Genomic DNA, 23,213 nt, shown 5'->3' on the forward strand with positions numbered 1-23,213 from the left:
AACCCTCCGCATTGCATGTGTCTCTGACGAGCCGCCGAGGCGGCCAGTGTGGTGGCGTCCGTCCACCGCAGGTGCGGAGCCTTGGCTAGAGCCGGCTCCAGGAAGGAAATGGAAATGCTGATTTCGCAGGTCGGAAATGCCGACGGTTCGATCACGGTCGTCGTGCGGGAAGAGGGCGGCCAGGGCCGCGCGGTGAAGGGTGCGGCAAGCGTCTATGCGCTCGCCATGGAAGCGGCCAATGGCGGCCAGTCGCTCAAAGCTGTCATCGATGCCAAGGGGCTGGGCGACGAGGTCGATCTGGAAGAGGCCTACGCCGATGGCCGGCTGCTGTCGCCGATCACCCATCCGGACGCCGCCCACCTGCACCTGACCGGCACGGGCCTTACCCATCTCGGCTCTGCTGCAACACGCGATTCCATGCACAAGAAGACGACGGAAGCGGCCGAAGAGACGCTGACGGATTCCATGAAGATGTTCCGCATGGGCCTCGAAAACGGCAAGCCGAAAGCCGGCGAGAAGGGCGTGCAGCCGGAATGGTTCTACAAGGGCAACGGCTCGCAGGCCGTTGCACCGGGTGCTGCGCTCACCTCGCCCTCCTTCGCGCTCGATGGCGGCGAGGAGCCGGAAATGGCCGGTATCTATATCATCGCGGCTGATGGCTCGCCGTTCCGCATTGGCTTTGCCGTCTCGAACGAATTCTCCGACCACGTGACGGAGCGCATCAACTATCTGTACCTCGCCCATTCGAAACTGCGCCCGGCGAGCTTCGGCCCGGAAATCCGCGTCGGCGCAGCGCCCGAGGATATCCGCGGCTTCTCGCGCATCCTGCGTGGCGGCGCGGTCCTGTGGGAAAAGCCGTTCGTGTCCGGCGAGGCGAACATGTCCCACACTTTCGCCAACCTCGAATACCACCACTTCAAATACGGCCTGTTCCGCGCGCCGGGTGATGTGCATGTCCACATGTTCGGCACGGCGACGCTGTCCTTCGGCGACGGCATCCGCACGGAAGAGGGCGACGTGTTCGAGATCGGCGCCGACGGTTTTGGCCTGCCGCTGCGCAATCCGCTGGCGATCGCCAAGGAAGACGAGATCGAAATCCGCCAATTGTAATCGATGCGACGGCCGCTCGGCCGCCATGACACACAGGAGGCTCGACAGCCCATGACCATCCACCAGAACCTGATTGCCGGCGAATGGGTCGGCTCGGACGCGATCCGCAACATCAACCCGTCGAACACCGACGATGTGGTGGGCGAATATGCCCGCGCTTCCGTCGAGGACACGAAAGCCGCAATCGCTGCGGCAAAGGCGGCTTTCCCGGCCTGGTCGCGCTCCGGCATCCTTGAGCGCCACGCCATCCTGCGTAAGACCGCCGACGAGATCCTCGCCCGCAAGGACGAACTCGGCCGGCTGCTGTCGCGCGAGGAGGGCAAGACGCTTGCCGAAGGCATCGGCGAGACGGTGCGCGCCGGCCAGATCTTCGACTTCTTCGCAGGCGAGTGCCTTCGGCTTGCCGGCGAGGTGCTGCCCTCGGTGCGTCCGAATATCGGCGTCGAGATTACCCGCGAGCCGGTCGGCGTCGTCGGCATCATCACGCCGTGGAATTTCCCGATCGCCATCCCGGCCTGGAAGATCGCGCCGGCGCTCTGCTACGGCAACACGGTGGTCTTCAAGCCGGCCGAACTGGTGCCGGGCTGCTCCTGGGCGATCGTCGATATCCTCGTGCGCGCCGGCCTTCCGAAGGGCGTGCTGAACCTCGTCATGGGCAAGGGCTCCGTCGTCGGCCAGACCATGCTCGACAGCCCGGACGTGCACGCCATCACGTTTACCGGCTCGACCGGCACGGGCAAGCGTGTCGCATCCGCGTCCGTCGAGCATAACCGCAAGTACCAGCTCGAAATGGGCGGCAAGAACCCCTTCGTCGTTCTCGACGATGCAGACCTCACCGTCGCGGTCGAGGCGGCCGTCAACTCGGCCTTCTTCTCGACTGGCCAGCGCTGCACGGCCTCGTCGCGCGTCATCGTCACCGAAGGCATTCACGACCGTTTCGTCGCCGCCGTTGGTGAGCGGCTGAAGAGCGTCGTCGTCGACGATGCCCTCAAGGCCGGCACGCATATTGGCCCGGTGGTCGATGAGAGCCAGCTCAAGCAGGACACCGACTATATCGAGATCGGTCAGAAGGAAGGCGCCAGGCTCGCCTTCGGCGGCGAACTGCTGAAGCGGGACACACCCGGCTTCTATCTCGCGCCCGCCCTCTTCACCGAGGCGACGAACGATATGCGTATCTCGCGTGAAGAAATCTTCGGTCCGGTCGCCGCGGTCATCCGCGTCAAGGACTACGAGGAGGCACTCGCCATAGCCAACGACACGCCGTTCGGCCTCTCCTCCGGCATCGCGACGACGAGCTTGAAGCATGCGACGCATTTCAAGCGCAATGCGGAGGCCGGCATGGTGATGGTGAACCTGCCGACGGCGGGCGTCGATTTCCATGTGCCGTTCGGTGGCCGCAAGGGCTCGTCGCACGGCTCGCGCGAGCAGGGCAAATACGCCAACGAATTCTACACAACCGTCAAGACCGCCTACACGCTGGCGTGAGGCAAAGGCCGCCCGGTTTTTCGGGGCAGGCCCTTCAAGGACTGAGAGACATGAAGAAGAAAGCGGAATGGCCGCGCAAGCTGAGATCGCAGGAATGGTACGGCGGCACCAGCCGTGATGTGATCTATCACCGTGGCTGGATGAAGAACCAGGGCTATCCGCACGACCTGTTCGACGGTCGCCCGGTGATCGGCATCCTCAACACCTGGTCGGATATGACGCCGTGCAACGGCCATCTGCGCGAACTCGCCGAAAAGGTGAAGGCGGGCATCTGGGAGGCCGGCGGCTTCCCGATGGAAGTGCCGGTGTTCTCGGCCTCCGAAAACACCTTCCGCCCGACCGCGATGATGTACCGCAACCTCGCGGCGCTCGCGATCGAGGAAACGATCCGCGGCCAGCCGATGGACGGTTGCGTGCTGATGGTCGGATGCGACAAGACCACGCCGTCGCTGATCATGGCGGCAGCCTCTGTCGACCTGCCGTCGATCGTCGTCACGGGCGGTCCGATGCTCAACGGCTATTTCCGCGGCGAGCGCGTCGGCTCCGGCACGCATCTGTGGAAGTTCTCCGAAATGGTGAAGGCCGGCGAGATGACGCAGGAAGAGTTCCTGGAGGCGGAAGCCTCGATGAGCCGTTCCTCCGGCACCTGCAACACCATGGGCACGGCGTCCACCATGGCCTCCATGGCAGAGGCGCTCGGCATGGCTTTGTCAGGCAATGCCGCCATTCCGGGCGTCGATTCCCGCCGCAAGGTCATGGCGCAGCTTACCGGCCGCCGTATCGTGCAGATGGTCAAGGACGACCTGAAGCCGTCCGACATCATGACGAAGCAAGCCTTCGAGAATGCCATCCGCACCAATGCGGCGATCGGCGGATCGACCAATGCCGTCATCCACCTGCTCGCCATGGCGGGCCGTGTCGGTATCGACCTGACGCTGGACGACTGGGACCGCTGCGGCCGCGACGTGCCGACCATCGTCAACCTGATGCCGTCAGGCAAATACCTGATGGAAGAGTTCTTCTATGCCGGCGGCCTGCCGGTCGTTCTCAAGCGTCTCGGCGAGGCCGGCCTCCTGCACAAGGATGCGATAACGGTCTCCGGCGAAACCGTCTGGGACGAGGTCAAGGACGTCGTCAACTGGAACGAGGACGTCATCCTTCCGGCCGAAAAGGCGCTGACGCAATCGGGCGGCATCGTCGTCGTGCGCGGCAATCTCGCGCCGAAGGGCGCGGTGCTGAAGCCGTCGGCCGCCTCGCCGCATCTTCTGACGCATCGGGGCAGGGCGGTCGTGTTCGAGGATATCGACGACTACAAGGCCAAGATCAACGACGACGCTCTCGACATCGACGAGACCTGCGTCATGGTCATGAAGAACTGTGGGCCGAAGGGTTATCCGGGCATGGCCGAGGTCGGGAATATGGGTCTTCCTCCGAAAGTGCTGAAGAAGGGCATCACCGACATGGTGCGCATCTCCGACGCGCGCATGTCGGGCACAGCCTACGGCACCGTCGTGCTGCACACCTCGCCGGAAGCCGCCGTCGGCGGGCCGCTTGCGGTGGTGAAGAACGGCGACATGATCGAGCTGGACGTGCCGAACCGCCGCCTGCACCTCGACATTTCCGAGGAGGAGCTGGCGCGCCGGCTTGCCGCCTGGACGCCAAACCATGACCTGCCTGCGTCGGGTTACGCCTGGCTGCACCAGCAGCATGTCCAGGGGGCCGATACCGGCGCCGATCTCGACTTCCTCAAGGGGTGTCGCGGCAGCGCGGTGGGCAAGGACAGCCACTGAGCTTTTTCGGGCGCGGCTTTGCAGGCCGCGCCCAATCTGTGCCGTTCTGGCACGGATTGGCCTGCTCTTCGGACCGAATGCAACCTTTCCTTTTCCTTTGCGGCCACCTGCCGTCCTGCGCGAGGAACCGCGGAGGTCATCTTCCCCTTCCATTTCACGATACCGGTCCACTCCCGGGTCGGTCGCTGAATGGGAGGTTTCCATGTTCAGAGCATCAGACGGTGTATCGATTCCAAAACTCTCCGCGGCCGTGCTGGTCGCGGCGGTTCTTGCCGTGCCGGTTCACGCGGCCGATCGCGGCAATCGGGGCGGCCTCGGCGTGGGTGTCGGTGTGAGCCTCGGTAGCGTGAAGGCCGGCGTCGATGCCCGGGTCGGCGGCAGCAAGGGTCTCGCCGATGCCAATGTCGGCGCGCGGGTAGGTGGCAGGAATGGCCTGAAGGCCGATGCCAAGGCGAATGTCGGCGGTGCCCGCGGGCTTGCCGATGCGGATGTGAAGGCCGGCCTCGGCGGGCGGGATGGCGTGAATGCCGGCGTCAGGGCCAATGTCGGCGGATCGCGCGGCCTTGCGGATGCGGACGTGCGGGCGACCGTTGGCGGGCGGGATGGCCTTGCGGCGGATGTCGGTGCCACGGTCGGCGGCCGCGGCCTGCTGGATGCCGATGTGGATGTCAGCCTCGGCGACGACGACGTGCTCGGCCGGCCGGACCGCCGCGAGCCGCGCTCGCTCGGCGATGACGACCGGCGCGGCGACCCGGATGACCGCACGGTCGTTCGCGAATTCTCACGGCTTTCCGGCAACGATCGCATGTAGCTCATCAAGCGCTGTCGCGGCGTTGACAGCGGCGGTTATGATGCCGCCCTCGTGAAACTCTGCCGCCTGCTCGAAACGGCGTCGCGTTAAAGCGATTGCACAAGCCCTTAAAGCGGATTCGATTTAAGGGCTTGTGCAGCAGATTCAGGGCGTTACGGCGCCCTTTGGGAATCCTGATTCAACTGCCGTCAGCTCTGGCTTTGCGATTGGCTCTGGCCGGACGTTTCCACCGTTATGGCAACGCTCATCGTTTCCGCCGCCGTGCCCACCACCATGCCGGAAATGGGGGCGGCGTCGGCATAGTCGAGGCCGCTGGACAGGCGGACATAGCGTGCGTCCGGGCAGATCTTGTTGGCCGCGTCGAAACCGACCCAGCCGAGCCCCTGCAGGTGCACCTCCGCCCAGGCATGGCTTGCCGTCTGCTCGGGCGTTTCCATCAGCAGGTAGCCGGAAATGTAGCGCGCCGGCAGGCCGAGCGAACGCGCGGCGGAGATGAAGATATGCGCGTGGTCCTGGCAGACACCCTGCTTCTTTTCCAGCGCCTCTTCGGCCGTGGTGTCGGAGGCGGTTTCGCCCGGCTTGTAGGCGACGGCCAGGTGGATTGCCTCCATGAGCGCGTGCATGCGCGCCAGTTCGTTTTCGCCGCTGGCGGCCTTGGCCAGTTCGTGGATCAGCGCGCCGGGCTTGGTCAGCGGCGTTTCGCGCAGATACAGCCAGAGCGGCACGAACCCCTGGTGCGGGCCGAAGACGCCGGCGCGGTCCTCCGTCTCCACCTCGCCCTCGGCGACGATGCGGATCGTCACCTGTTCGGCATTGGTGCTGACGAGGTCGACATGGTTGCCGAAGTGATCGGTGTAACCCGCCTCCAGGCGGGCGCCGTGCACTGTGGTCTTCCAGTCGCGCACGCGCTGGCCGGGCTGGGTCTTGGGCGTCAGCCGCAGCCGTTGCAGCGAATACTGCACCGGGTCGTCATAGTGATATTCCGTCGTGTGGCTGATCTTCAGTCGCATTGGTTGCCCCGTCAGCCTATCGGTAGAAGCGGTAGCCTTCGGAGATTTCCTCTCCGAGGCGGTTGTTGTGCACGATGAACTCCTCGATGAATTCATGGAGACCCTGTTCCATGATGTCGTCGATGTTGCGGCTCCTGAGCAGCATCAGCGTGGCGGAGGCCGTCTCGTGCGCCGCGTGGTTGTCGCCGTAGAGTTTTGCGAGATAACCGAGATTGCTGACGATCTTGTCGTAGCTATAGGCGAGCGAGCGCGGCATGCGGTCGTTGAGGATCAGGAAATCCGAGATGTTGGTCGCGGAATAGTCGCCGTCATAGACCCAGCTGTAGGAGCGGTGCGCCGAGACCGAGCGCAGGATCGATTCCCACTGCATGTTGTCGAGCGAGGAACCGACCTTGGCGATCGCCGGCAGGAGCACGTAATACTTCACGTCGAGGATGCGCGCGGTGTTGTCCGCCCGCTCGATGAAGGTGCCGATGCGCGAGAAATTGTAGATGTCGTCGCGCAGCATGGTGCCGTGGAAGGCACCGCGGATGAGGGCGGTGCAACGCTTGATCGTACCGATCACCTCCGGCATGTCGGCGGGCTTTACGCGTTTGGAGAGCGCCAGCTTCAGCTCGATCCAGCACTCGTTGGTTGCTTCCCAGGTCTCCCGCGTCAGCGCCGTCCGCACCATGCGGGCATTGTTGCGCGCCGATTCGATGCAGGACATCACGCTCGACGGGTTGGCGGGGTCGCGCAGCAGGTAGTCGATGGCGTCGGCGCCCGTGAGCTTGCCGTGCACCTCGTCGAAATCCTCGCGCACGCCGGCACTTTGCAGCACGCCGTCCCAGTCCTCGTCGCTGGAGCCGCTGCGCGTCAGCGCCATGCGCAGGCCCGCGTCGATGAGGCGGGCAATGTTTTCGCCCCGCTCGATGTAGCGGAACATCCAGTATAGGCCGTTTGCAGTTCTTCCCAGCATCGGCGTCAGTCCTCCAGTACCCAGGTGTCCTTCGTGCCGCCGCCCTGGCTGGAGTTCACCACCAGCGAGCCTTCTTTCAGCGCCACGCGGGTCAACCCGCCCGGAATGATCTTCACCTTGTCGGAAACGAGCACGTAGGGCCGGAGGTCGACGTGCCGGGGCGCGATGCCCTTGTTGACGAGGATGGGGACTGTGGAGAGCGACAGCGTCGGCTGCGCGATGTAGTTCGACGGCCGGGCCTTCAGCTTTTCGGCAAAGGCTGCGCATTCCTTCTTCGAGGCGGTCGGGCCGACGAGCATGCCGTAGCCGCCCGAGCCGTGCACCTCCTTGACGACGAGCTCTTCGAGATGTTCGAGCACATATTTCAGGCTGTCTTCTTCCGAGCAGCGCCAGGTCGGCACGTTTTCGAGCAGCGCCTTGCGGCCCGTATAGAACTCCACGATCTCCGGCATGTAGGAATAGATCGCCTTGTCGTCGCAAATTCCGGTGCCCGGCGCATTGGCGATCGTGATGTTGCCGGCCTTGTAGACGTCCATGATGCCGGGGATGCCGAGTGCGGAATCCGGCCGGAAGGTGAGGGGGTCGAGGAAATCGTCGTCGACGCGGCGGTAGAGCACGTCGATCGCCTCGTAGCCGCGGGTCGTGCGCATCTTCACCTTGCCATCGACGACGCGCAGGTCCGAGCCCTCGACCAGCTCCACGCCCATCATGTCGGCGAGGAAGGAATGTTCGTAATAGGCGGAATTGAAGATGCCGGGGGTCAGCACGGCGATGCGCGGCTTGCCGGAACAGCCGGGCGGCGCGAGGGAAGCGAGGCTCTGGCGCAGGGTCTTCGGATAGTCTTCCACCGGGCGCACCTTGTTCAGGTGGAACAGCTCCGGGAACATCTGCATCATGGTTTCCCGGTTTTCCAGCATGTAGCTGACGCCGGAGGGCGTGCGGGCATTGTCTTCCAGCACGTAGAACTGGTCTTCGCCGGTGCGCACGATATCGGTGCCGACGATGTGGGTATAGACGCCGCCCGGCGGCTTGAAGCCGATCATCTGCGGCAGGAAGGCGACATTGCGCTCGATCAGCTCGCGCGGCACGCGGCCGGCCTTGATGATCTCCTGCTTGTGGTAAATATCGTCGAGGAAGGCGTTGAGGGCGATGACCCGCTGTTCGATGCCCTGGGCGAGCCTGCGCCATTCTCGGCCGGAAATGATGCGGGGGATGATGTCGAAGGGGATGAGTTTTTCAGAACTGTCTTCGTGTCCGTAGACCGCGAAAGTGATGCCGGTTTTTCGAAAGAGGTTTTCGGCGTCCCTCGATTTGGCAATCAGGCGAGCCCGATCCTGCCCCTCGTACCAGTCATGGTAGTTTTCATATGGCTGCCGCGGGTTGGAGTCCGCGCTCATCATTTCGTCAAATGCCAAAGGCGTGTTCCCTATTTTTCGCCATTTGAGTACAACATCAGGGGCAATGCAAGAACCATGCTCAATTAGCGCTGAAGAATTCTCATACCGCTTTGAGCGCGGCTAAACCGGCCGGCAGGACGGTTTTCCGGTGTGACCGAACCGGCCGGTGCATTACCCGCGCCGGCGTCGTGCGCGCGATGTGCCGAAAACATGGGCAGATGCCGAAAAGCTGCACCGTCGCGCCTTTCGTTGAACCTAATCATCAAGGAAATTCCTTTGACCATCACGGGGGCGGCGCCTATCGCTCGCCCACCGATTGTCCTTCTGCCGGAAGTCCCATGTTCCTCGATCGCCTGGCTCCGGCCATCTTCGTCCTGCTCTGGTCGACCGGCTGGGTCGTCGCGAAGTTCGGCGCCATCGTCTCCGAGCCGCTGACCTTTCTCAGCATCCGCTATATCGCCGCCGCCATTCTCTTCGGCGGGCTGTGCGTCGTCTCGCGCGTCGCCTGGCCGCGCGACAGGCGCACGATCGTGCATGCCGTGGTCTCCGGCGCCTTCCTGCACGGGCTCTATCTCGGGGCGGTCTGGTGGGCGATCGGCGAGGGCGTGCCAGCGGCGCTCTCCTCCATCATTGCCGCACTCCAGCCGCTGATGACGGCTTTGGCCGCGCCCTATTTCATCGGCGAGCGGCTGAGCGGCACGCAGAAGGCGGGCCTCTGTCTCGGCTTCCTCGGCGTCCTGCTCGCGGTGCTGCCGAAATTCTTCGGGCAGGGGGCTGCGGAAATCCCGGCCTTCGCGCTTGTCATCAACATGCTCGGCATGGCCGCCGTCACCTATGGCACGATCTACCAGAAGCAATATCTGCCGACCGGGGACATCAGGGCGATCGCAACCCTGCAATATGCCGGGGCCTTGATCGTCACCGTGCCGCTTGCGCTGGGCCTCGAAAGCCTGCATGTCGATTTCGGCTGGGCCTTCGTCGCGGCGCTTGCCTGGTCGGTGCTCGGCATTTCGATGGGGGCGGTCCTGCTGCTGCTCTACCTGCTGCGCCGCGGCCAGGTTTCCCGTGCGGCGTCCCTCATCTATCTCGTGCCGCCGATCGCCGCCCTCCAGGCCGCCGCCATCTTCGGCGAGGAACTGACGATCCCGATGATTCTGGGCACGCTGATCGTCGTGGCGGGCGTCTACCTCACCAACCGCAAGGACCCCGCGCCCGCGGAGTGAACAAACGAAAACGGCGGGCCGAAGCCCGCCGTTTCCTCATTTCCTAACGCTGTGGCTTACGCCTGTTCGCGGCGCTGGCCTTCCGAACGACGCGGCTTGCCGCTCTGGTTCGGGCGGCCCTGGCCGTTGCCGGCGCCGTGGTTGCGGTTCTGGCGTTCGCCCTGCTTCTGCGGCGGGCGGTTGCCATGCGCGCGCTTGCCGGCTGCCGGTGCGCCGCCATCGGCCTGAGCACCTTCGCCGAACGGCTTACGCGCCGGACGCTGGCCTGCGCGACCCTGGCTAGCACGGTGGCCGCTGCCCGAGCGGGGCTTGCGCGACTTGCCGCCGGGGCCGGCGGTGATGACGGCAGGCGCTTCACCGCTTGCGACGGTGATCTGGATGCCCATCAGCTTTTCGATATCGCGCAGCAGGTGCGCTTCGTCCGGCGTGCAGAAGGCGATGGCGATGCCGTCGCGGCCGTTGCGGGCCGTGCGGCCGATGCGGTGGACATAGGCGTCCGGCACTTCCGGCAGGTCGTAGTTGTAGACGTGGGTGACGCCCGGAATGTCGATGCCGCGGGCAGCGACGTCGGTGGCGACCAGCACGCGGATTTCGCCGTCACGGAAGGCCTTGAGGGCGCGTTCGCGCTGGCCCTGGCTCTTGTTGCCGTGGATGGAGGCGGCCTTGAAGCCGATATGGTCGAGATGCTTCATCAGCTTCTCGGCGCCATGCTTGGTGCGCGAGAAGACGAGCGACAGGCCGTCCGGATTGTCGGTGAGCGTCTTGCGCAGGATCTGCGCCTTCTGGTCCTTGCCGGGAACGTGGTGGACATACTGTTCCACCTTGTCGGCAGCCTTGCCGGGGGGCGTGACTTCGACCTTCTTCGGGTTGACGAGATATTCGCCGGCAAGCTCGCCGATCAGCTTCGGCATGGTGGCCGAAAAGAGCAGCGTCTGGCGGTTCTTCGGCACCATCTTGGAGATCTTGCGCAGATCATGGATGAAGCCGAGGTCGAGCATCTGGTCGGCTTCGTCGAGCACGAGGTAGCGGGCCTGGGTCAACGTCACGGCCTTGCGGTTGACGAGGTCGAGCAGGCGGCCGGGCGTGGCGACGAGGATATCGGTGCCGCGCGAGAGCATCTCCGACTGCTTGTTGATGGAAGCGCCGCCGACGACGGTGACGACACGCAGCGGGGTCTTCTTCACGAAGTCGCGCAGGTTGTCGGCGATCTGGTTCACCAGCTCGCGGGTCGGCGCGAGGATGAGGGCGCGGATGTTGCGCGGGTCGGGACGACGGGTGTCGGCGAGAAGCTTTTCGATCATCGGCAGGCCGAAGGCGGCCGTCTTGCCGGTGCCGGTCTGGGCGAGGCCGATCAGGTCCGAGCCTTCCATGACGAGCGGGATGGCCTTTTCCTGGATCGGCGTTGCTTTTTCAAAACCGAGCGTGGTGAGCGTGTCGACGATGGTCTTCGAGAGGCCGAGGTCGTGGAAAGTGGTCAAGTCAAATACCTTTCGGGGCGCCAAACGACTTTTCCATAGGCAGTTCGGGACGCAAACCGCGTCACACTTTTGCTCGAACTGCTTTGGACCGGAATCGCACCATGCGCTTCCGGTTTCGTCTGGCGTCAAGAACCCCGCGTGAATTGGGAACTTGTGGGTTGGTTGGGTAGTCGTCTGCGCAGGCATCCGCAAATGGGAGGCGGATCGTTCTCTTGCGCTAGTCCTTCTCAGCATCCCGATATCGGGACATCTTTGGCTCGCTCACGCGGCGGCCGAAGGGCGACGCTGGGGCTCATGTCGTTGTTTTGCGTCGGAAAGTCAAGCCCTAGTTTTTCGCAGGTGCGAAAAGACCGGCCTCATTCCATGCGGAGATCGAAGTCGGCAGAGGCGCAGATCGCGCCGTTGATCAGGATCTCGATGCGGTGCGCGCCGGGGTAGTAGCGCCTGGTGGTGATCGCCCGGATCGCGTGGTCCTTGGCGATACTCTGGCTGCCGCCGGCCGGCAGGTCGAGCTGCTTCCACTTGAAGACCTTCGGCGCCAGCGTGCCGTTCGCCTTCACATGGTGGATCGCGTAGTCAATCATCAGTCGCTGCGGCGCGGCCTCGGCATTCGTCACGACGATCGAGAAGCCGAGCTTGTCGCCGAAGTCGACGACCGGTGTGGCGAGCGCCAGCGTGGCTTCGATACCCTTGGCGGCTGCGAAACCGAAATTGGCGAGCGCCTTCGCGTCGCCCTTCTTGAGCAGGGTGCGCGAGGCATGGCGCAGCAATTGCCGCCGCTCGGCCGAGGCGCCCGCGATATGCCGTTCGACGAAATCGGTGACGAGCGCCGGGTGGTCCTTGGCGATGTCGTTGAGGCTGTTGGCGACGGAGCGCCGCACATAGTCCTCCGGATCGTCCAGCAGGGCGACGAGGATCGGCAGGATCGGCTGCGGGTCCTTGACGAGCGCCGGCAGGCGCATCGCCCAGGGCAGGCGCGGGCGGGTGCCCTCGCTGGCAAGCCTTCGGACGTGGTGGTTGGGGTCGGCCGTCCAGCCGGAGATTTCCGCGAGCGCCCGGTCCTGTTCGGCATGGATGAAGCGGCGGATGCCGAACTCCGCGGTGAAATGCGGCGTCAGCGCCTTGAGCAGCGTCAGCGAGAGGTCGAAATGCTGGAGACCATGCTGGGCGGCGAACTGGTTGACCGGCAGCAACGCCCAGCCGGTCAGGCCGGGATTGCCATCCTGCGGCAGCGCCTTGCGCAGGATATCCGCCGCGGCGGCATAGTCGGCGGGCAGCGTCTCGGCCAGCGCATCCTTGATGCGCTCCGCGCGCTGCATCAGCTCCAGCGCCGCCATGCCGTCGGTTGCAAGGCGCGTGAAGCGAGCGGCGTCGAAATCCGGTGCTTGGCGGGAGAGATGGCCCGCCATGTCTTTCACCAGGCCGGGATGCAGCAGGTTTTTCAGCGGTTCGGCCACGGTCTTCTCCTGTCGTTTCGGGCACCCTAGCGGGCCTCTACGGCATGGCGATAGGGGTGCCATCGCCTTTCCAACAGCTTCGTGTCCCGCGCCACCCGGAACATGCGGCGGACCTGTTGCGTTGGGTCAATGCGCATCCTGGCCACAATCTTGCAGGATGCTTTCCTACGCAGATTCGTCTGCCTATCCATGAACCTCGCTACGGGAGTGAAACATGACCGCTACGACCTGGATTCTCGCCGCCGATGGCAATCAGGCCCGCCTGCTCAAGGGGGTAAACCTGCTGAAGGATGGCCAACAGAGCCCGGAGCAGGAAGTCTATCGCTCTGAGACGAAGAAGGCGCAGGACATCATGACGGACAAGCCCGGCCGCAGCCACTCGTCGGTCGGCCCCGGCCGCTCCGCCATGGAATATTCGAGTGACCCGGTGCGGGAGGAACAGCAGAAATTCACCGCCGAAGTCGCGGGCCGGATCGACGACTACGCCGCCGAAGGCGCCTTCGACCGGCTGGTCGTGTGCGCAGCACCCCAGACGCTGGGAGATCTGCGCAACAAGCTTTCGGATAAATCCCGCACGCTGACCATGGCCGAGATCGACAAGAACTTTTCCAACCTGCCGACGGAGAAACTGATCTCCTCCGTCCGCTCCATCATGTTCGACGCTTAAAAGTCGGTCGGAACGCCGCCCTCTTCCTTGCGCCTGGCGACGAACGCATCCAGTTCGTCCTCGATCGCCGGGTCGAGCGGCGGCCGTTCATAAGTGTTGAGCTTTTCCTTGAAGACCCGGTTGGCATGGTCGTAGGTGGTCGGCCGACCGGCTTCCGTCCAGGTCTCGAAATTGCGCCAGTCCGACAGGATCGGCGCATAGAAAGCAGTCTCATAGCGCGCCAGCGTGTGCGGCGTGCCGAAGAAATGCCCGCCGGGGCCGACATCGCGCACGGCATCGAGGCCGAGTGCATCGTCGCTGACATCGAGCGGCTGGAGATATTCCGCCACCATTTGCAGCATGTCGACGTCGAGGATGAACTTCTCGAAGGAGGCCGTAAGGCCGCCCTCGCTCCAGCCCGCCGAATGCATGATGAAATTGCCGCCGCCCTGGGTCAGTGCCCAGAGCGAGAAGGCGGATTCATAGGCCGCCTGTGCATCCAGCGTGTTGGAGGCATTGGTGTTCGAGGTGCGGTAGGGGATGTTGTATTTGCGGGCGAGCTGGCCACCGGCCACGACCGCCTTCATATATTCCGGCGTACCGAAGGCAGGCGCGCCGGTCTTCATGTCGACATTCGAGGTGAAGCCGCCATACATGACCGGCGCGCCGCGGCGCACCATCTGGGTGAAGGCAATGCCGGCCAGCGCTTCCGCATTCTGCTGCACGACCGCACCGGCGATCGTCACCGGCGCCATGGCGCCCGCGAGCGTGAACGGTGTCACCACCACGACCTGGTTGCGCGAGGACATTTCGATGATGCCTTGCAGCATCGGTCCGTCTAGGCGGAGCGGCGAGGAGGTGTTGATAATAGTGAACAGCGAGGGTTCGCGCTCCATCTGCTCCATGGAAATGCCGCGGCCGATGCGGGCGATCTCTATACCGTCGAGGTTGCGCTGCTTGCCCAGCGAATAGACGTGGAAGGCCTTGTCGGTCAGCTTCACCATGTCCGACAGGCAGTCGAGATGGCGGATCGAGGCGTGGATGTCGATCGGCTCGACGGGATAGCCGCCCGTCGTGTGGATGATGTCGTAGGACTGCGCGAGCTTCACCAGCTTGCGGAAATCCTCCTGGTTGCCGGCGCGCCTACCGCCGTCGCGATCGGCGACGAAGGGGGCCGAGGCGATCTGCGCGAAGACCAGGTTGTTGCCGCCGATCTCGACATTGCGGATCGGGTTGCGCGCATGCAGCGTGAAGGCCGGCGGCACGCTCGCCATCATGTCGAGGATGAGCCCGCGGTCGAAGCGCACGCGGTCGGTGCCCGAAGTCACGTCGGCGCCCGCCGCCTTCATGCGCTCGCGCGCCTCCGGCAGGATGACGTCCATGCCGATCTCTTCGAGGATGGTCAGCGAGGCCTGGTGCACGGCCTCCAGCGCATCCTCCGACAACACGGTGGATTTGGCGGTCGTGTTGACGAGATTGAGATATTTCGAGCTGGCTGGCGCGCGCCGGCTGCGCTCGGCACCCCGTCCGCCGCTTCGGCGCCGGCGTTCGACGGGTGTTTCGGCGGCCTCGGCCTCCGGTTGTTCGAGGTGATTTTCGAGTTTGATCACGTCGCCCATGTGCAAGAGAACCCCGGTCTGGTTTGTCTTTTCTCCTTGTCGCATATCCTGCCGTGCGATGCCCCCGTCATTTGCGACAGGGAAATGCTCTCTTGGATAAGAGGGCGCTCGCAGCCGCCATGAGTGATTTCCGGCAACGAACGGTTAACCATCCGTTCAAGGATTGCTGGTACTCCCCAAGGGGTATGAATCTCTCCCTCCGTCCCGCTTCGGGGAGCGCTTGGCGTGGCTGAATCTCAAGACGAATTGCTGGTGGCGGCCTGTGAGCGCGTTCGCGAACACCCGCATCCGGCTTACGTCAAAAGCAGCGAGCTGCGCTACCTGGCGGTGAACGACGCCTATGCCCGCCTGTTCGGCCATACGGCTGCTGAGATGATCGGCCTTCGCAGCGACGAGATTGGCGAAGCGCTCGGCCACGGCGACCGGGACGATCCCGAACGCCGCTGCCTGATTTTCGGCAATCACGAGCGTGCCCGCTACATCCACCCCTTCGGCGGCGGAAGCTTCGAGATCGCGCTGAAACGCGAGCGCATTTCTCCGACACTGTCGATCCTCGTCGGCCTCTTCACGCCCTCGATCGAGGCGCTGGCCACCACGCTGCGCGCTGCCGCCAATGCGAACGCCGACGCCGTGCGGCCATCGAACGCTTACGACGATGACGGGCAGGACCGTCCGTCCGATCACGTCCAGGGCGCGCTTGATGCGCTCGGCGCGGGCGTCGCCGTGTTCGATGCCGACAACCGGCTGAGCTATGCCAACCGCAGCATGCGGGAATTCTACCGGGTGCTCGTCGGCGAGCTTGCGGATGGTCCGGTGAGCCTGACGACGCTTACCGAGGCGCTGCACGATATAGAAGTGGGGCGCACGCCCGCGGCGGAGCGCGAGCGCTGGGTTGCCGCGCGGCTCGCGAGCTACGACCTGCCGGTCTACGAATCCGTCGCGCGTCTTGCGGGCGGCTGGATGCGCCTCGTCACGCAGCGCCGGCCGGATGGCGCGCTCGTGGCGCTGCGGCTGGACGTGACGGCGCTCAAGGAGAGCGAAGGGCGGCTGAAGCAGCACTCGCAGGAGATCAGCCTCTACCGGGCGCTGCTCGACGAGCTGCCGGTCGCAAGCTTCATGCGCGACCAGAGCCAGCGCATGATCTTCGCCAACCGGGCCTATGTCGAGATGACCGGCAAGCAGCCGGAACAGCTGCTCGGCCTGACGACGCTCGAAATGTATCCCGAACAGGGGCAGGAATTCCACGAGCAGAACCAGTTCGTGCTCGACACCGGCGAACTCGTCGAATCCGAGATCGACTATGTGCGCCCGGACGGCTCCACGCTGCCGACGATCTCCAGGCTCTACCGTGTCACGACGCTCGACGAGAAGAGCTACCTGATCGGTTCGATCACCGACACGACGGTGCTGAAGAAGCGCGAAGACCAGCTGATCGAGGCGCAGCGTGCGGCGGAGGCGGCGCGCTCCGACCTCGAAAGCATCGTCGCCTCGCTTCCCGTCGGCATCGTCGTTGTCGACGAGACGGGCATCATCGAGCTGGTGAACGGTGCCTTCGAAGACCTTTGGGACGGCGCGCTGCCGCCGGTCAGGGGCGAGGCGCTCGGCGTGCTCCTGCGCTTCCAGCAGGCGCAGGGCGGCACCTGCGAGGACGGCGATTGCGACCAGGGCTATGAACAGTGCCTTTCCGGCATCCGCTCCGGCGAGATGCCGGTGCGCGAAGTGGCCTATGCCAACGGCCGCACCGTCATCGAGGCGGGCTGTGCGATTTCCGGCGGCCGCTGCCTGCTCACCTATATCGACATCACCGAGCGGCGCGAGCGCGAGCGCGAGGTGCTGGAAACCCGCAGCGCGCTGGAAGAGGTCGGCAGCCTCGTCAAGGATGCCGTCTCCTCCATGAGCCAGGGCCTGCTGATCATCGAGGACGACCGGGTCGTGCTCTCGAACGAGGCGCTCGCGACGATGATCGCCATGCCGCGCGAACTGTTGCAGCCCGGCGCACTGGTCAAGGACGTGCTGCAAAGCTGCATCGACCGCAAGATCGTCGGCTTCGTCGGCGAGGAGCCGGTCGATGCGAGCAAGTTCCGAACCATCCTTTTCACCGGCAAGCCGGCCTCGCTGACGGTGTTCAGCGGCTACCAGCGCTGGCTGCGCCTCGACGTCACGCCGACGGGCCGCGGACGCTCCGTCATGGTCTTCTCCGATATCACCGACCTCAAGAGCCGCGAGGAGGAGCTGCGCCAGCTCGTCACCCGCGCCGAGACAGCCGACAAGGCGAAGTCCGAATTCCTGGCCAATATGAGCCATGAAATCCGCACGCCGATGAATGGCGTGCTCGGCATGGCGGAGCTGCTCGCCAAGTCGAACCTCGACACGCGGCAGAAAACCTTCATCGACATCATGGTGAAGTCCGGCAATGCGCTTTTGACGATCATCAACGACATCCTCGATTTTTCGAAGATCGACGCCGGCCAGATGACGTTGCGCGATGTCGCCTTCAATCCGGTCGAGGCGATCGAGGACGTGGCGACGCTGCTTTCGGCCAAGGCCGCGGAGAAGGATATCGAGCTCGTCGTGCGCGGCGCGGCCAACATGCCGGCCGCCGTGATGGGGGACGCCGGTCGCTTCCGCCAGATTGTCACCAACCTCGTCGGCAATGCCGTCAAGTTCACCGATCGCGGCCATGTGCTGATCGACCTCGCATGCAACACGAAGGCCGATGGCGGCATCGAGATCGTCATCCGCGTCGAGGATACCGGCGCGGGCATCCCGACCGAGAAGATGGAATCGATCTTCGAAAAGTTTTCGCAGGTCGATGCCTCCTCGACCCGCCGCCACGAGGGCACCGGCCTCGGCCTTGCGATCACCGACGGCCTGACGCGGCTTTTCGGCGGCACGCTGGAGGCGATGAGCGAGGTCGGCAAGGGCTCCGTCTTCACCGCGCGCCTGCCGATGACGCTCGCGGTCGCCTCGCTGCCGACGCGCATCGTGCCGGCGAAAACGCCGGACGCACGCATCCTCGTCGTCGATGCGCATGATCTGTCCCGCAAGGCCTCGCACGACATGCTGCTCGACTGGGGTTTCGATGCGACCGCCGTCGCCTCCGAGACCGAGGCGCTCGCTGTGCTCGCCGCGGCGACCGGCATGGGCCTTTCCGTGGATGCGATCCTGCTCGATTACCAGCCGGACCACGCGCCCGATTTCATCCGCGCGCTCAGGGAAAGCCCGGCGACGGCCGATGTTTCCGTGATCGTGCTCACCTCCATGAACCTTTCGTCGGAGGACAGGTTGCTGTCCTCGCAGGACATCCAGGCCCATCTCATGAAGCCGGCCCGCGCCGACCTGTTGCGCGAGACGGTCTCGGAAGTGTTGCGCGCGACGCGCGGCATCCGGCCGGCCGCAGCCGTGCCGGAGGGCAAGGTTCTGCCGCTCCGCCCCCTTGTGGCTCCGGCCGCTCCCATCGCCGCGGAGGGCGAGGTGCTGGACGTGCTCGTCGCCGAGGACAACGAGGTCAACCAGATCCTCTTCACCCAGATGCTGCTGGCCTCGGGCCTCAAATTCCGGCTTGTCGGCAATGGCGAAGAGGCCGTCGCGGTCTTTCGCGCCGTCCGCCCCCGCATGATCCTGATGGATATTTCCATGCCGGTCATGAACGGGTTGCAGGCGAGCCGGGCGATCCGCGAGATCGAAAGCGGCAGCGGCCATCGCGTGCCGATCGTCGCCGTTACCGCCCATGTGCTCGATGGCGACCGTGAAGAATGCCTTGCCGCCGGCATGGACGACTATCTGGCGAAGCCGATCAGCATCGAGAAGCTCGAAGAAAAGCTCGACCGCTGGCTGAAGCGCGGCAAGACGCAGGCCGCGACCGGCACCCTGCACTGAGGCTTCAGGCCGCCGGCTTCTCCCCGCAGAGCATTTCGCGTTTGCCGGCAAAACCCGGACGGCGCTCCACGGCGAAACCGGCGGCCGCCAGGTTGCGCCGCACGAAACCCGCAGCCGCATAGGTCGCGAAACGCCCGCCCGGCGCGGTCAGGCGAAAAACCTCCGCCATCAGCTCGGCTGACCACATGTCCGGATTGCGCGACGGCGCGAAACCATCGAGATACCAGGCGTCGAAGGGCGTCTCCTCTCGGCCGAGGCTTTCGAGGGCCGCGCCGCAGATGACGGTGAGGTGGACATTGGGCTCCAGATCGATTTCGACGCGGCCGGCCGGTGTTTCCGGCCAGTTTTCGGTGAGGATGGCGCGCTCGCGGTCGATCTCCGGCCAGTGCGAGAGTGCCCGGTCGATATCGGCGCGCGCCATCGGGAAACGCTCGAAGGAGGTGAAGGAGAGGCTCGCGCCGTCCGGTGCCGTGTCCCGCCATTGCCGCCAGGTCTCGCAGAGATTGAGGCCGGTGCCGAAGCCGAGCTCGGCGATGCGGAACGGTTTTTCGCTTTGCCAACGGTGCGGCAGGTCGTTGCCGGCGAGGAAGACGTGGCCGCATTCCAGCCGGCCGTCGCTGCGGCAATAAAAGTGGTCGTCAAAGGCCCGGGAATAGGGCATATCGCCCTCGTGCCAGTCGAGGACCGCTTCGTTTTGCGGGACGTTTTCAGGATCGTGCTCAGACATGACGGATGCCGATAGTCGCGTGAAGGCCGCCGGTCAACCGGGCGTGGACCTGCTCGTCGTCGGCGGCGGGATCATGGGCCTGTGGACAGCGCTTTTCGCCGCCCGCGACGGGTTTTCCGTGCGCCTCGTCGAACGCCGCATGATCGGTGCGGGTGCCAGCGGTGGCGTGCTCGGCGCGCTGATGCCGCACCTGCCGGACCGCTGGAACGCCAAGAAGGCCTTTCAACTCGCCGCCCTGATCTCGCTCGAAGCGGAGATTGCCGATCTCGAAGCGGAGACGGGTTTTTCCACCGGCTACCGCCGCTCCGGCCGCCTCATTCCGCTTCCGAAGCCGCACAATCGCGACATCGCGCTCGGCCATGCGCGGGATGCGCTTTCGGTCTGGAACACCCCCGACCGCGCTTTCTCTTTCGAGGTTCTGGACGCTGCCCACGTTACCGGCTGGCCCGCCGAGGCGGCGATGGCGCACGGGCTCGTGCACGATCACCTCGCCGCCCGCCTTGCGCCGCGAAGCCTGCTGGCGGCCTTGCGTGCGGCGCTCGAACGCCTGCCGAATGTCACGATTGCCGAGGGCGTCGGCGTTGAAACGATCGAGCCCGCTGCCGGTCTCGCCCGCTTCGATGACGGCACCAGCCTGCGCTTCGGCCATTGCGCTCTGGCGGCCGGCGTCGAGACCTTCGGCTTGCTTGCGCCCCTCAACCCGCCGCTCACCAAGCCGGTCGGTGCCGCGGTCAAAGGGCAGGCGGCGCTGCTGAAGGCCCCGGTCGACCCGGCGCTTCCGGTGATTTTTGCAGACGGTCTCTATATCGTGCCGCATGAAAACGGCCTCGTCGCCATCGGCAGCACCAGCGAAAACAGCTTTACCGATCCGCTGGCAACCGACGGCCTTCTCGATACCCTCATCGACAAGGCGCGGCGCATGGCGCCGGTTCTGGCGGAGGCGCCTGTCGTCGAGCGCTGGGCGGGTCTGCGCCCCAAGGCGATCGGCCGGGAGCCGATGGTCGGCCGGCATCCGGATCATGCGAATGTCAGCCTGATGACCGGCGGCTTCAAGGTGAGTTTCGGCATGGCGCATGCGCTGGCGCGCCAGGTCCTCAACGAAATCAAGGGCGGCACGCTTGACGTACCGCCCTCGTTCACCGTCGCAGCCCATCTGGAGGAGGCCGGACGGGATTAGTCCGCCTTTTTACATCCAGTACGGCGGCACGCCGTAATAGTCGCTGATCACCTTGCCGTTGCGGCGGTTCCAGTCGTATTCCGCGTCGCTTTCATAGTGCGGCGCCTTTTCGACCTGTTCCTTCGTCACATCGACGCGGTAGCCGCCGAGGCCTTCGTCATAGTTGAGCTTGCCCCAGGGTAGCGGATAGTGATCGTGACCGATGCCCAGGAAGCCGCCGAAGCTGAGCACGGCATAGGAGACATGCCCGCTGCGCTTGTCGAGGATCAGGCGTTCCACCGAGCCGATATGCTTGCCGTCGGCGCCGTAGACGCTGGTGCCTTCCACCTTGTCGCTGGAAATCAGGTCCTGGGTTTCGCGAATGTTTGCGTCCTGCATGGCCATAGGTGTTTCTCCTTGGTTGTGATGGACAGGAAACGGCGCAAGGCGGTATTGGTTCCTCAATGCCCATTCCCGAGGTGACAGAATGACCGAGAAGACTTACGCGCGCGACCTCATCGGCTACGGCCGCAACCTGCCCAAGGTGCGCTGGCCAGGCGATGCGCGCATCGCCGTGCAGTTCGTGGTGAATTACGAAGAGGGCGGCGAAAGCTGCATCCTCGACGATGATCCGGCGTCGGAATCCCTGCTCTCGGAAATCGTCGGCGCGCAGCCCTGGCCGGGCCAGCGCAACCTCAACATGGAGTCGATCTACGAATATGGTTCGCGCGCCGGCTTTTGGCGGCTGCACCGCCTGTTCACCAGCCGCAACGTGCCGGTCACCGTCTACGGCGTGACGCTTGCCATGGCGCGCAACCCGGATGCCGTCGCGGCCATGAAGGAAGCGGATTGGGAAATCGCCAGCCACGGCTATCGCTGGCTGGAATACAAGGATTTTTCCGAGGAGAAGGAGCGCGAGCACATCCTCGAAGCCGTGCGCCTGCACAAGGAACTGACCGGCTCCCACCCGCTCGGCATGTACCAGGGCAAGCCGTCGTCCAACACGCTGCGCCTCGTCATGGAGGAGGGCGGTTTCGTCTATTCTTCGGATTCCTACGCTGATGATCTGCCCTATTTCGTGCCGGGCCTCGACGGCCAGCCCTTCCTCATCATCCCCTATACGCTTGATACGAACGACATGCGCTTCGCGACGCCGCAGGGTTTCAACGCCGGTGACCAGTTCTTCAACTACCTGAAGGACGCCTTCGACGTACTCTACCAGGAGGGCAAGGAAGGCAGCCCGAAGATGCTCAATATCGGCCTGCACTGCCGCCTCGTCGGCCGCCCCGGCCGCGTCGCGGCACTCGCCCGCTTCGTGGATTATGTGCTGGAGCACAAGAAGGTGTGGATTCCGCGCCGCATCGATATCGCGCACCACTGGATCGAGAATTACCACCCGACGACGGGCAAGGGCGCATGATCGACCGCGCCGATTTCCTCGCCCGTTTCGGCGGCGTCTTCGAGCACTCGCCCTTCATTGCGGAGCGGGCGCTCGATGCAGGCGCCGTCGTGCTGCCGCTGACGGCCGATGGCGTGCATGCCGCGCTCACCGATGCCTTCCGCAAGGCAAGCGCCGCAGAACAGCTCGATGTGCTCACCGCCCATCCGGACCTCGCCGGCAAGCTGGCGATTGCCGGCGGGCTGACCGAGGACAGCCGCAAGGAACAGGCCGGCGCCGGCCTCGACCGGCTTAGCCCGGACGAACATGCCCGTTTCACCGCGCTCAACGCCGCCTATGTGGAAAAATTCGGTTTCCCCTTCATCATCGCGGTAAAGGGGCTTACCAAGGACGATATTCTTGCGGCCTTCGAAGCCCGGGTCGGCAACACGGCCGACGAGGAATTCGAAACCGCGAAAACCCAGGTGGAGCGCATCGCGCTCCTCAGATTGAAAGCTGCTCTCCCCGGAGATTGACGATGCCCGACGACCGAATGACCGCCCTTCCTCTCCCCGGGAGGGCAGTCTGATGGCTGAAAGACTGACCATCCAGCCGCTGACACGAGAAGCCTTCGCGCCCTTCGGCACGGTGATCGAGGCCGATCCCGCATCCATGCGCCATATCAACGGCGGCACGACGGAGCGTTATCACGCGCTCGCCGAGGCCGAGGCCGTGGGCGAGGATGCGCGGGTGATCATCAACCTCTTTCGTGGTGCGCCGCGCGCCTTCCCCTATGCCATCGACATGATGGAGCGCCATCCCTTCGGCAGCCAGAGCTTTTCGCCGATCGATGACCGGCCCTGGCTGGTGATCGCGGCCGAGGACGAGGGCGGCAGGCCGGGCCGGCCGCAGGTCTTTCGCGCCGGCGGGCGGCAGGGCGTCAACTACCGCCGCAATGTCTGGCACCATCCGCTGATGACGCTCGGCGCGCCGAGCGATTTCCTCGTGGTCGACCGCCTCGGCGGCGGCGTCAACCTGGAAGAGTTCTTCTTCGAGACCCCGTTCATCATCGAACAGCCCTGAGGGAAA

19 protein-coding genes are annotated in these 23,213 nt (G+C 64.7%); 11 read left to right on the forward strand and 8 right to left on the reverse strand.

Annotated features, from left to right (window positions below):
- Nucleotides 1-114 precede the first annotated feature (114 nt).
- The 4 genes from araD1 (at nucleotide 115) to AC1Q6Z_RS03460 (ending at nucleotide 5,196) form a co-directional block, all read left to right on the forward strand.
- A complete protein-coding gene (gene araD1 / locus AC1Q6Z_RS03445) occupies nucleotides 115-1,110 on the forward strand; it encodes an AraD1 family protein (protein ID WP_492646745.1) in 996 nt (331 codons plus the stop codon).
- Between the two features lie 51 nt (nucleotides 1,111-1,161).
- Nucleotides 1,162-2,595: an aldehyde dehydrogenase family protein gene (locus AC1Q6Z_RS03450; RefSeq protein ID WP_492646746.1), complete on the forward strand. Its 1,434-nt coding sequence runs from the start codon at nucleotides 1,162-1,164 to the stop codon at nucleotides 2,593-2,595.
- A gap of 50 nt (nucleotides 2,596-2,645) precedes the next feature.
- The gene (gene araD / locus AC1Q6Z_RS03455) at nucleotides 2,646-4,385 is read left to right on the forward strand and encodes an L-arabinonate dehydratase (RefSeq protein WP_492646747.1); all 1,740 of its coding nucleotides are present in this window, start codon (nucleotides 2,646-2,648) and stop codon (nucleotides 4,383-4,385) included.
- A 202-nt stretch (nucleotides 4,386-4,587) separates the two neighbouring features.
- The gene (locus AC1Q6Z_RS03460) at nucleotides 4,588-5,196 is read left to right on the forward strand and encodes a hypothetical protein (protein ID WP_492646748.1); all 609 of its coding nucleotides are present in this window, start codon (nucleotides 4,588-4,590) and stop codon (nucleotides 5,194-5,196) included.
- A gap of 188 nt (nucleotides 5,197-5,384) precedes the next feature.
- Here the strand turns inward: AC1Q6Z_RS03460 and AC1Q6Z_RS03465 are convergent, their stop codons facing one another.
- Genes AC1Q6Z_RS03465 through AC1Q6Z_RS03475 form a run of 3 tightly spaced genes read right to left on the reverse strand, consistent with a single transcriptional unit; the run spans nucleotide 5,385 to nucleotide 8,579 of the window.
- The gene (locus tag AC1Q6Z_RS03465) at nucleotides 5,385-6,206 is read right to left on the reverse strand and encodes a transglutaminase family protein (protein WP_492646749.1); all 822 of its coding nucleotides are present in this window, start codon (nucleotides 6,204-6,206) and stop codon (nucleotides 5,385-5,387) included.
- A 16-nt stretch (nucleotides 6,207-6,222) separates the two neighbouring features.
- On the reverse strand, nucleotides 6,223-7,164 hold the full coding sequence (locus tag AC1Q6Z_RS03470) for an alpha-E domain-containing protein (RefSeq protein WP_256117659.1): 942 nt from the start codon (nucleotides 7,162-7,164) through the stop codon (nucleotides 6,223-6,225).
- A gap of 5 nt (nucleotides 7,165-7,169) precedes the next feature.
- On the reverse strand, nucleotides 7,170-8,579 hold the full coding sequence (locus AC1Q6Z_RS03475) for a circularly permuted type 2 ATP-grasp protein (RefSeq protein ID WP_256117658.1): 1,410 nt from the start codon (nucleotides 8,577-8,579) through the stop codon (nucleotides 7,170-7,172).
- 320 nt (nucleotides 8,580-8,899) lie between these two features.
- On the opposite strand from AC1Q6Z_RS03475, the gene AC1Q6Z_RS03480 reads away from it, so the two are divergent.
- Entirely contained in the window at nucleotides 8,900-9,784 is an 885-nt protein-coding gene (locus AC1Q6Z_RS03480) for a DMT family transporter (RefSeq protein ID WP_492646750.1), read from the forward strand.
- A gap of 56 nt (nucleotides 9,785-9,840) precedes the next feature.
- On the opposite strand, the gene AC1Q6Z_RS03485 is transcribed toward AC1Q6Z_RS03480, so the two are convergent.
- Together AC1Q6Z_RS03485 and AC1Q6Z_RS03490 are read right to left on the reverse strand one after the other, a co-directional pair.
- A complete protein-coding gene (locus AC1Q6Z_RS03485; RefSeq protein ID WP_256117656.1) occupies nucleotides 9,841-11,262 on the reverse strand; it encodes a DEAD/DEAH box helicase in 1,422 nt (473 codons plus the stop codon).
- A 356-nt stretch (nucleotides 11,263-11,618) separates the two neighbouring features.
- Nucleotides 11,619-12,719 carry a DNA alkylation repair protein gene (locus tag AC1Q6Z_RS03490; RefSeq protein WP_492646751.1) on the reverse strand — a complete coding sequence of 367 codons (1,101 nt, stop codon included), beginning with the start codon at nucleotides 12,717-12,719 and terminating at the stop codon, nucleotides 11,619-11,621.
- 214 nt (nucleotides 12,720-12,933) lie between these two features.
- Here AC1Q6Z_RS03490 and AC1Q6Z_RS03495 point away from each other — a divergent pair, with 214 nt between their 5' ends.
- Nucleotides 12,934-13,386 (forward strand): host attachment protein, encoded by a 453-nt coding sequence (locus AC1Q6Z_RS03495; RefSeq protein ID WP_435267829.1) that lies wholly within the window; start codon nucleotides 12,934-12,936, stop codon nucleotides 13,384-13,386.
- Here the strand turns inward: AC1Q6Z_RS03495 and AC1Q6Z_RS03500 are convergent.
- Entirely contained in the window at nucleotides 13,383-14,984 is a 1,602-nt protein-coding gene (locus AC1Q6Z_RS03500) for a trimethylamine methyltransferase family protein (protein WP_492646752.1), read from the reverse strand. The genes AC1Q6Z_RS03495 and AC1Q6Z_RS03500 overlap by 4 nt on opposite strands.
- Before the next feature lie 225 nt (nucleotides 14,985-15,209).
- Between AC1Q6Z_RS03500 and AC1Q6Z_RS03505 the strand changes: the two genes are divergently transcribed.
- Nucleotides 15,210-18,863 carry a PAS-domain containing protein gene (locus AC1Q6Z_RS03505; protein ID WP_492646753.1) on the forward strand — a complete coding sequence of 1,218 codons (3,654 nt, stop codon included), beginning with the start codon at nucleotides 15,210-15,212 and terminating at the stop codon, nucleotides 18,861-18,863.
- Between the two features lie 4 nt (nucleotides 18,864-18,867).
- Here the strand turns inward: AC1Q6Z_RS03505 and mnmC2 are convergent, their stop codons facing one another.
- Nucleotides 18,868-19,590, reverse strand: coding sequence for a tRNA (5-methylaminomethyl-2-thiouridine)(34)-methyltransferase MnmC2 (gene mnmC2 / locus AC1Q6Z_RS03510; RefSeq protein WP_492646754.1), 723 nt, complete (start codon nucleotides 19,588-19,590; stop codon nucleotides 18,868-18,870).
- On the opposite strand from mnmC2, the gene AC1Q6Z_RS03515 reads away from it, so the two are divergent.
- Nucleotides 19,589-20,767: an NAD(P)/FAD-dependent oxidoreductase gene (locus AC1Q6Z_RS03515; RefSeq protein WP_256117644.1), complete on the forward strand. Its 1,179-nt coding sequence runs from the start codon at nucleotides 19,589-19,591 to the stop codon at nucleotides 20,765-20,767. The genes mnmC2 and AC1Q6Z_RS03515 overlap by 2 nt on opposite strands.
- A gap of 9 nt (nucleotides 20,768-20,776) precedes the next feature.
- Here AC1Q6Z_RS03515 and AC1Q6Z_RS03520 read toward each other — a convergent pair whose 3' ends face one another.
- On the reverse strand, nucleotides 20,777-21,151 hold the full coding sequence (locus tag AC1Q6Z_RS03520) for a PRC-barrel domain-containing protein (RefSeq protein WP_256117643.1): 375 nt from the start codon (nucleotides 21,149-21,151) through the stop codon (nucleotides 20,777-20,779).
- Nucleotides 21,152-21,233: 82 nt separating this feature from the next.
- On the opposite strand from AC1Q6Z_RS03520, the gene puuE reads away from it, so the two are divergent.
- The 3 genes from puuE to AC1Q6Z_RS03535 are packed head-to-tail and all read left to right on the forward strand — an operon-like array spanning nucleotide 21,234 to nucleotide 23,207.
- Nucleotides 21,234-22,166, forward strand: a complete 933-nt coding sequence (puuE, locus tag AC1Q6Z_RS03525; RefSeq protein ID WP_492646755.1) for an allantoinase PuuE — start codon at nucleotides 21,234-21,236, stop codon at nucleotides 22,164-22,166.
- The gene (gene uraD / locus AC1Q6Z_RS03530) at nucleotides 22,163-22,660 is read left to right on the forward strand and encodes a 2-oxo-4-hydroxy-4-carboxy-5-ureidoimidazoline decarboxylase (RefSeq protein ID WP_492646756.1); all 498 of its coding nucleotides are present in this window, start codon (nucleotides 22,163-22,165) and stop codon (nucleotides 22,658-22,660) included. The genes puuE and uraD overlap by 4 nt, the downstream gene beginning before the upstream one ends.
- 52 nt (nucleotides 22,661-22,712) lie before the next feature.
- Nucleotides 22,713-23,207: an ureidoglycolate lyase gene (locus tag AC1Q6Z_RS03535; protein WP_492646757.1), complete on the forward strand. Its 495-nt coding sequence runs from the start codon at nucleotides 22,713-22,715 to the stop codon at nucleotides 23,205-23,207.
- Nucleotides 23,208-23,213: the final 6 nt, after the last annotated feature.

The organism is Shinella sp. GW835-FHT14H05 (assembly GCF_058793575.1).

Bases quoted from the DNA above. Each gene is read 5' to 3' on its own strand.
- araD1 (WP_492646745.1), top strand. From the start codon at position 115: ATGCTGATTTCGCAGGTCGGAAATGCCGACGGTTCGATCACGGTCGTC.
- AC1Q6Z_RS03450 (WP_492646746.1), top strand. From the start codon at position 1,162: ATGACCATCCACCAGAACCTGATTGCCGGCGAATGGGTCGGCTCGGAC.
- araD (WP_492646747.1), top strand. From the start codon at position 2,646: ATGAAGAAGAAAGCGGAATGGCCGCGCAAGCTGAGATCGCAGGAATGG.
- AC1Q6Z_RS03460 (WP_492646748.1), top strand. From the start codon at position 4,588: ATGTTCAGAGCATCAGACGGTGTATCGATTCCAAAACTCTCCGCGGCC.
- AC1Q6Z_RS03465 (WP_492646749.1), bottom strand. From the start codon at position 6,206: ATGCGACTGAAGATCAGCCACACGACGGAATATCACTATGACGACCCG.
- AC1Q6Z_RS03470 (WP_256117659.1), bottom strand. From the start codon at position 7,164: ATGCTGGGAAGAACTGCAAACGGCCTATACTGGATGTTCCGCTACATC.
- AC1Q6Z_RS03480 (WP_492646750.1), top strand. From the start codon at position 8,900: ATGTTCCTCGATCGCCTGGCTCCGGCCATCTTCGTCCTGCTCTGGTCG.
- AC1Q6Z_RS03495 (WP_435267829.1), top strand. From the start codon at position 12,934: ATGACCGCTACGACCTGGATTCTCGCCGCCGATGGCAATCAGGCCCGC.
- AC1Q6Z_RS03500 (WP_492646752.1), bottom strand. From the start codon at position 14,984: ATGGGCGACGTGATCAAACTCGAAAATCACCTCGAACAACCGGAGGCC.
- AC1Q6Z_RS03515 (WP_256117644.1), top strand. From the start codon at position 19,589: ATGACGGATGCCGATAGTCGCGTGAAGGCCGCCGGTCAACCGGGCGTG.
- mnmC2 (WP_492646754.1), bottom strand. From the start codon at position 19,590: ATGTCTGAGCACGATCCTGAAAACGTCCCGCAAAACGAAGCGGTCCTC.
- AC1Q6Z_RS03520 (WP_256117643.1), bottom strand. From the start codon at position 21,151: ATGGCCATGCAGGACGCAAACATTCGCGAAACCCAGGACCTGATTTCC.
- puuE (WP_492646755.1), top strand. From the start codon at position 21,234: ATGACCGAGAAGACTTACGCGCGCGACCTCATCGGCTACGGCCGCAAC.
- uraD (WP_492646756.1), top strand. From the start codon at position 22,163: ATGATCGACCGCGCCGATTTCCTCGCCCGTTTCGGCGGCGTCTTCGAG.
- AC1Q6Z_RS03535 (WP_492646757.1), top strand. From the start codon at position 22,713: ATGGCTGAAAGACTGACCATCCAGCCGCTGACACGAGAAGCCTTCGCG.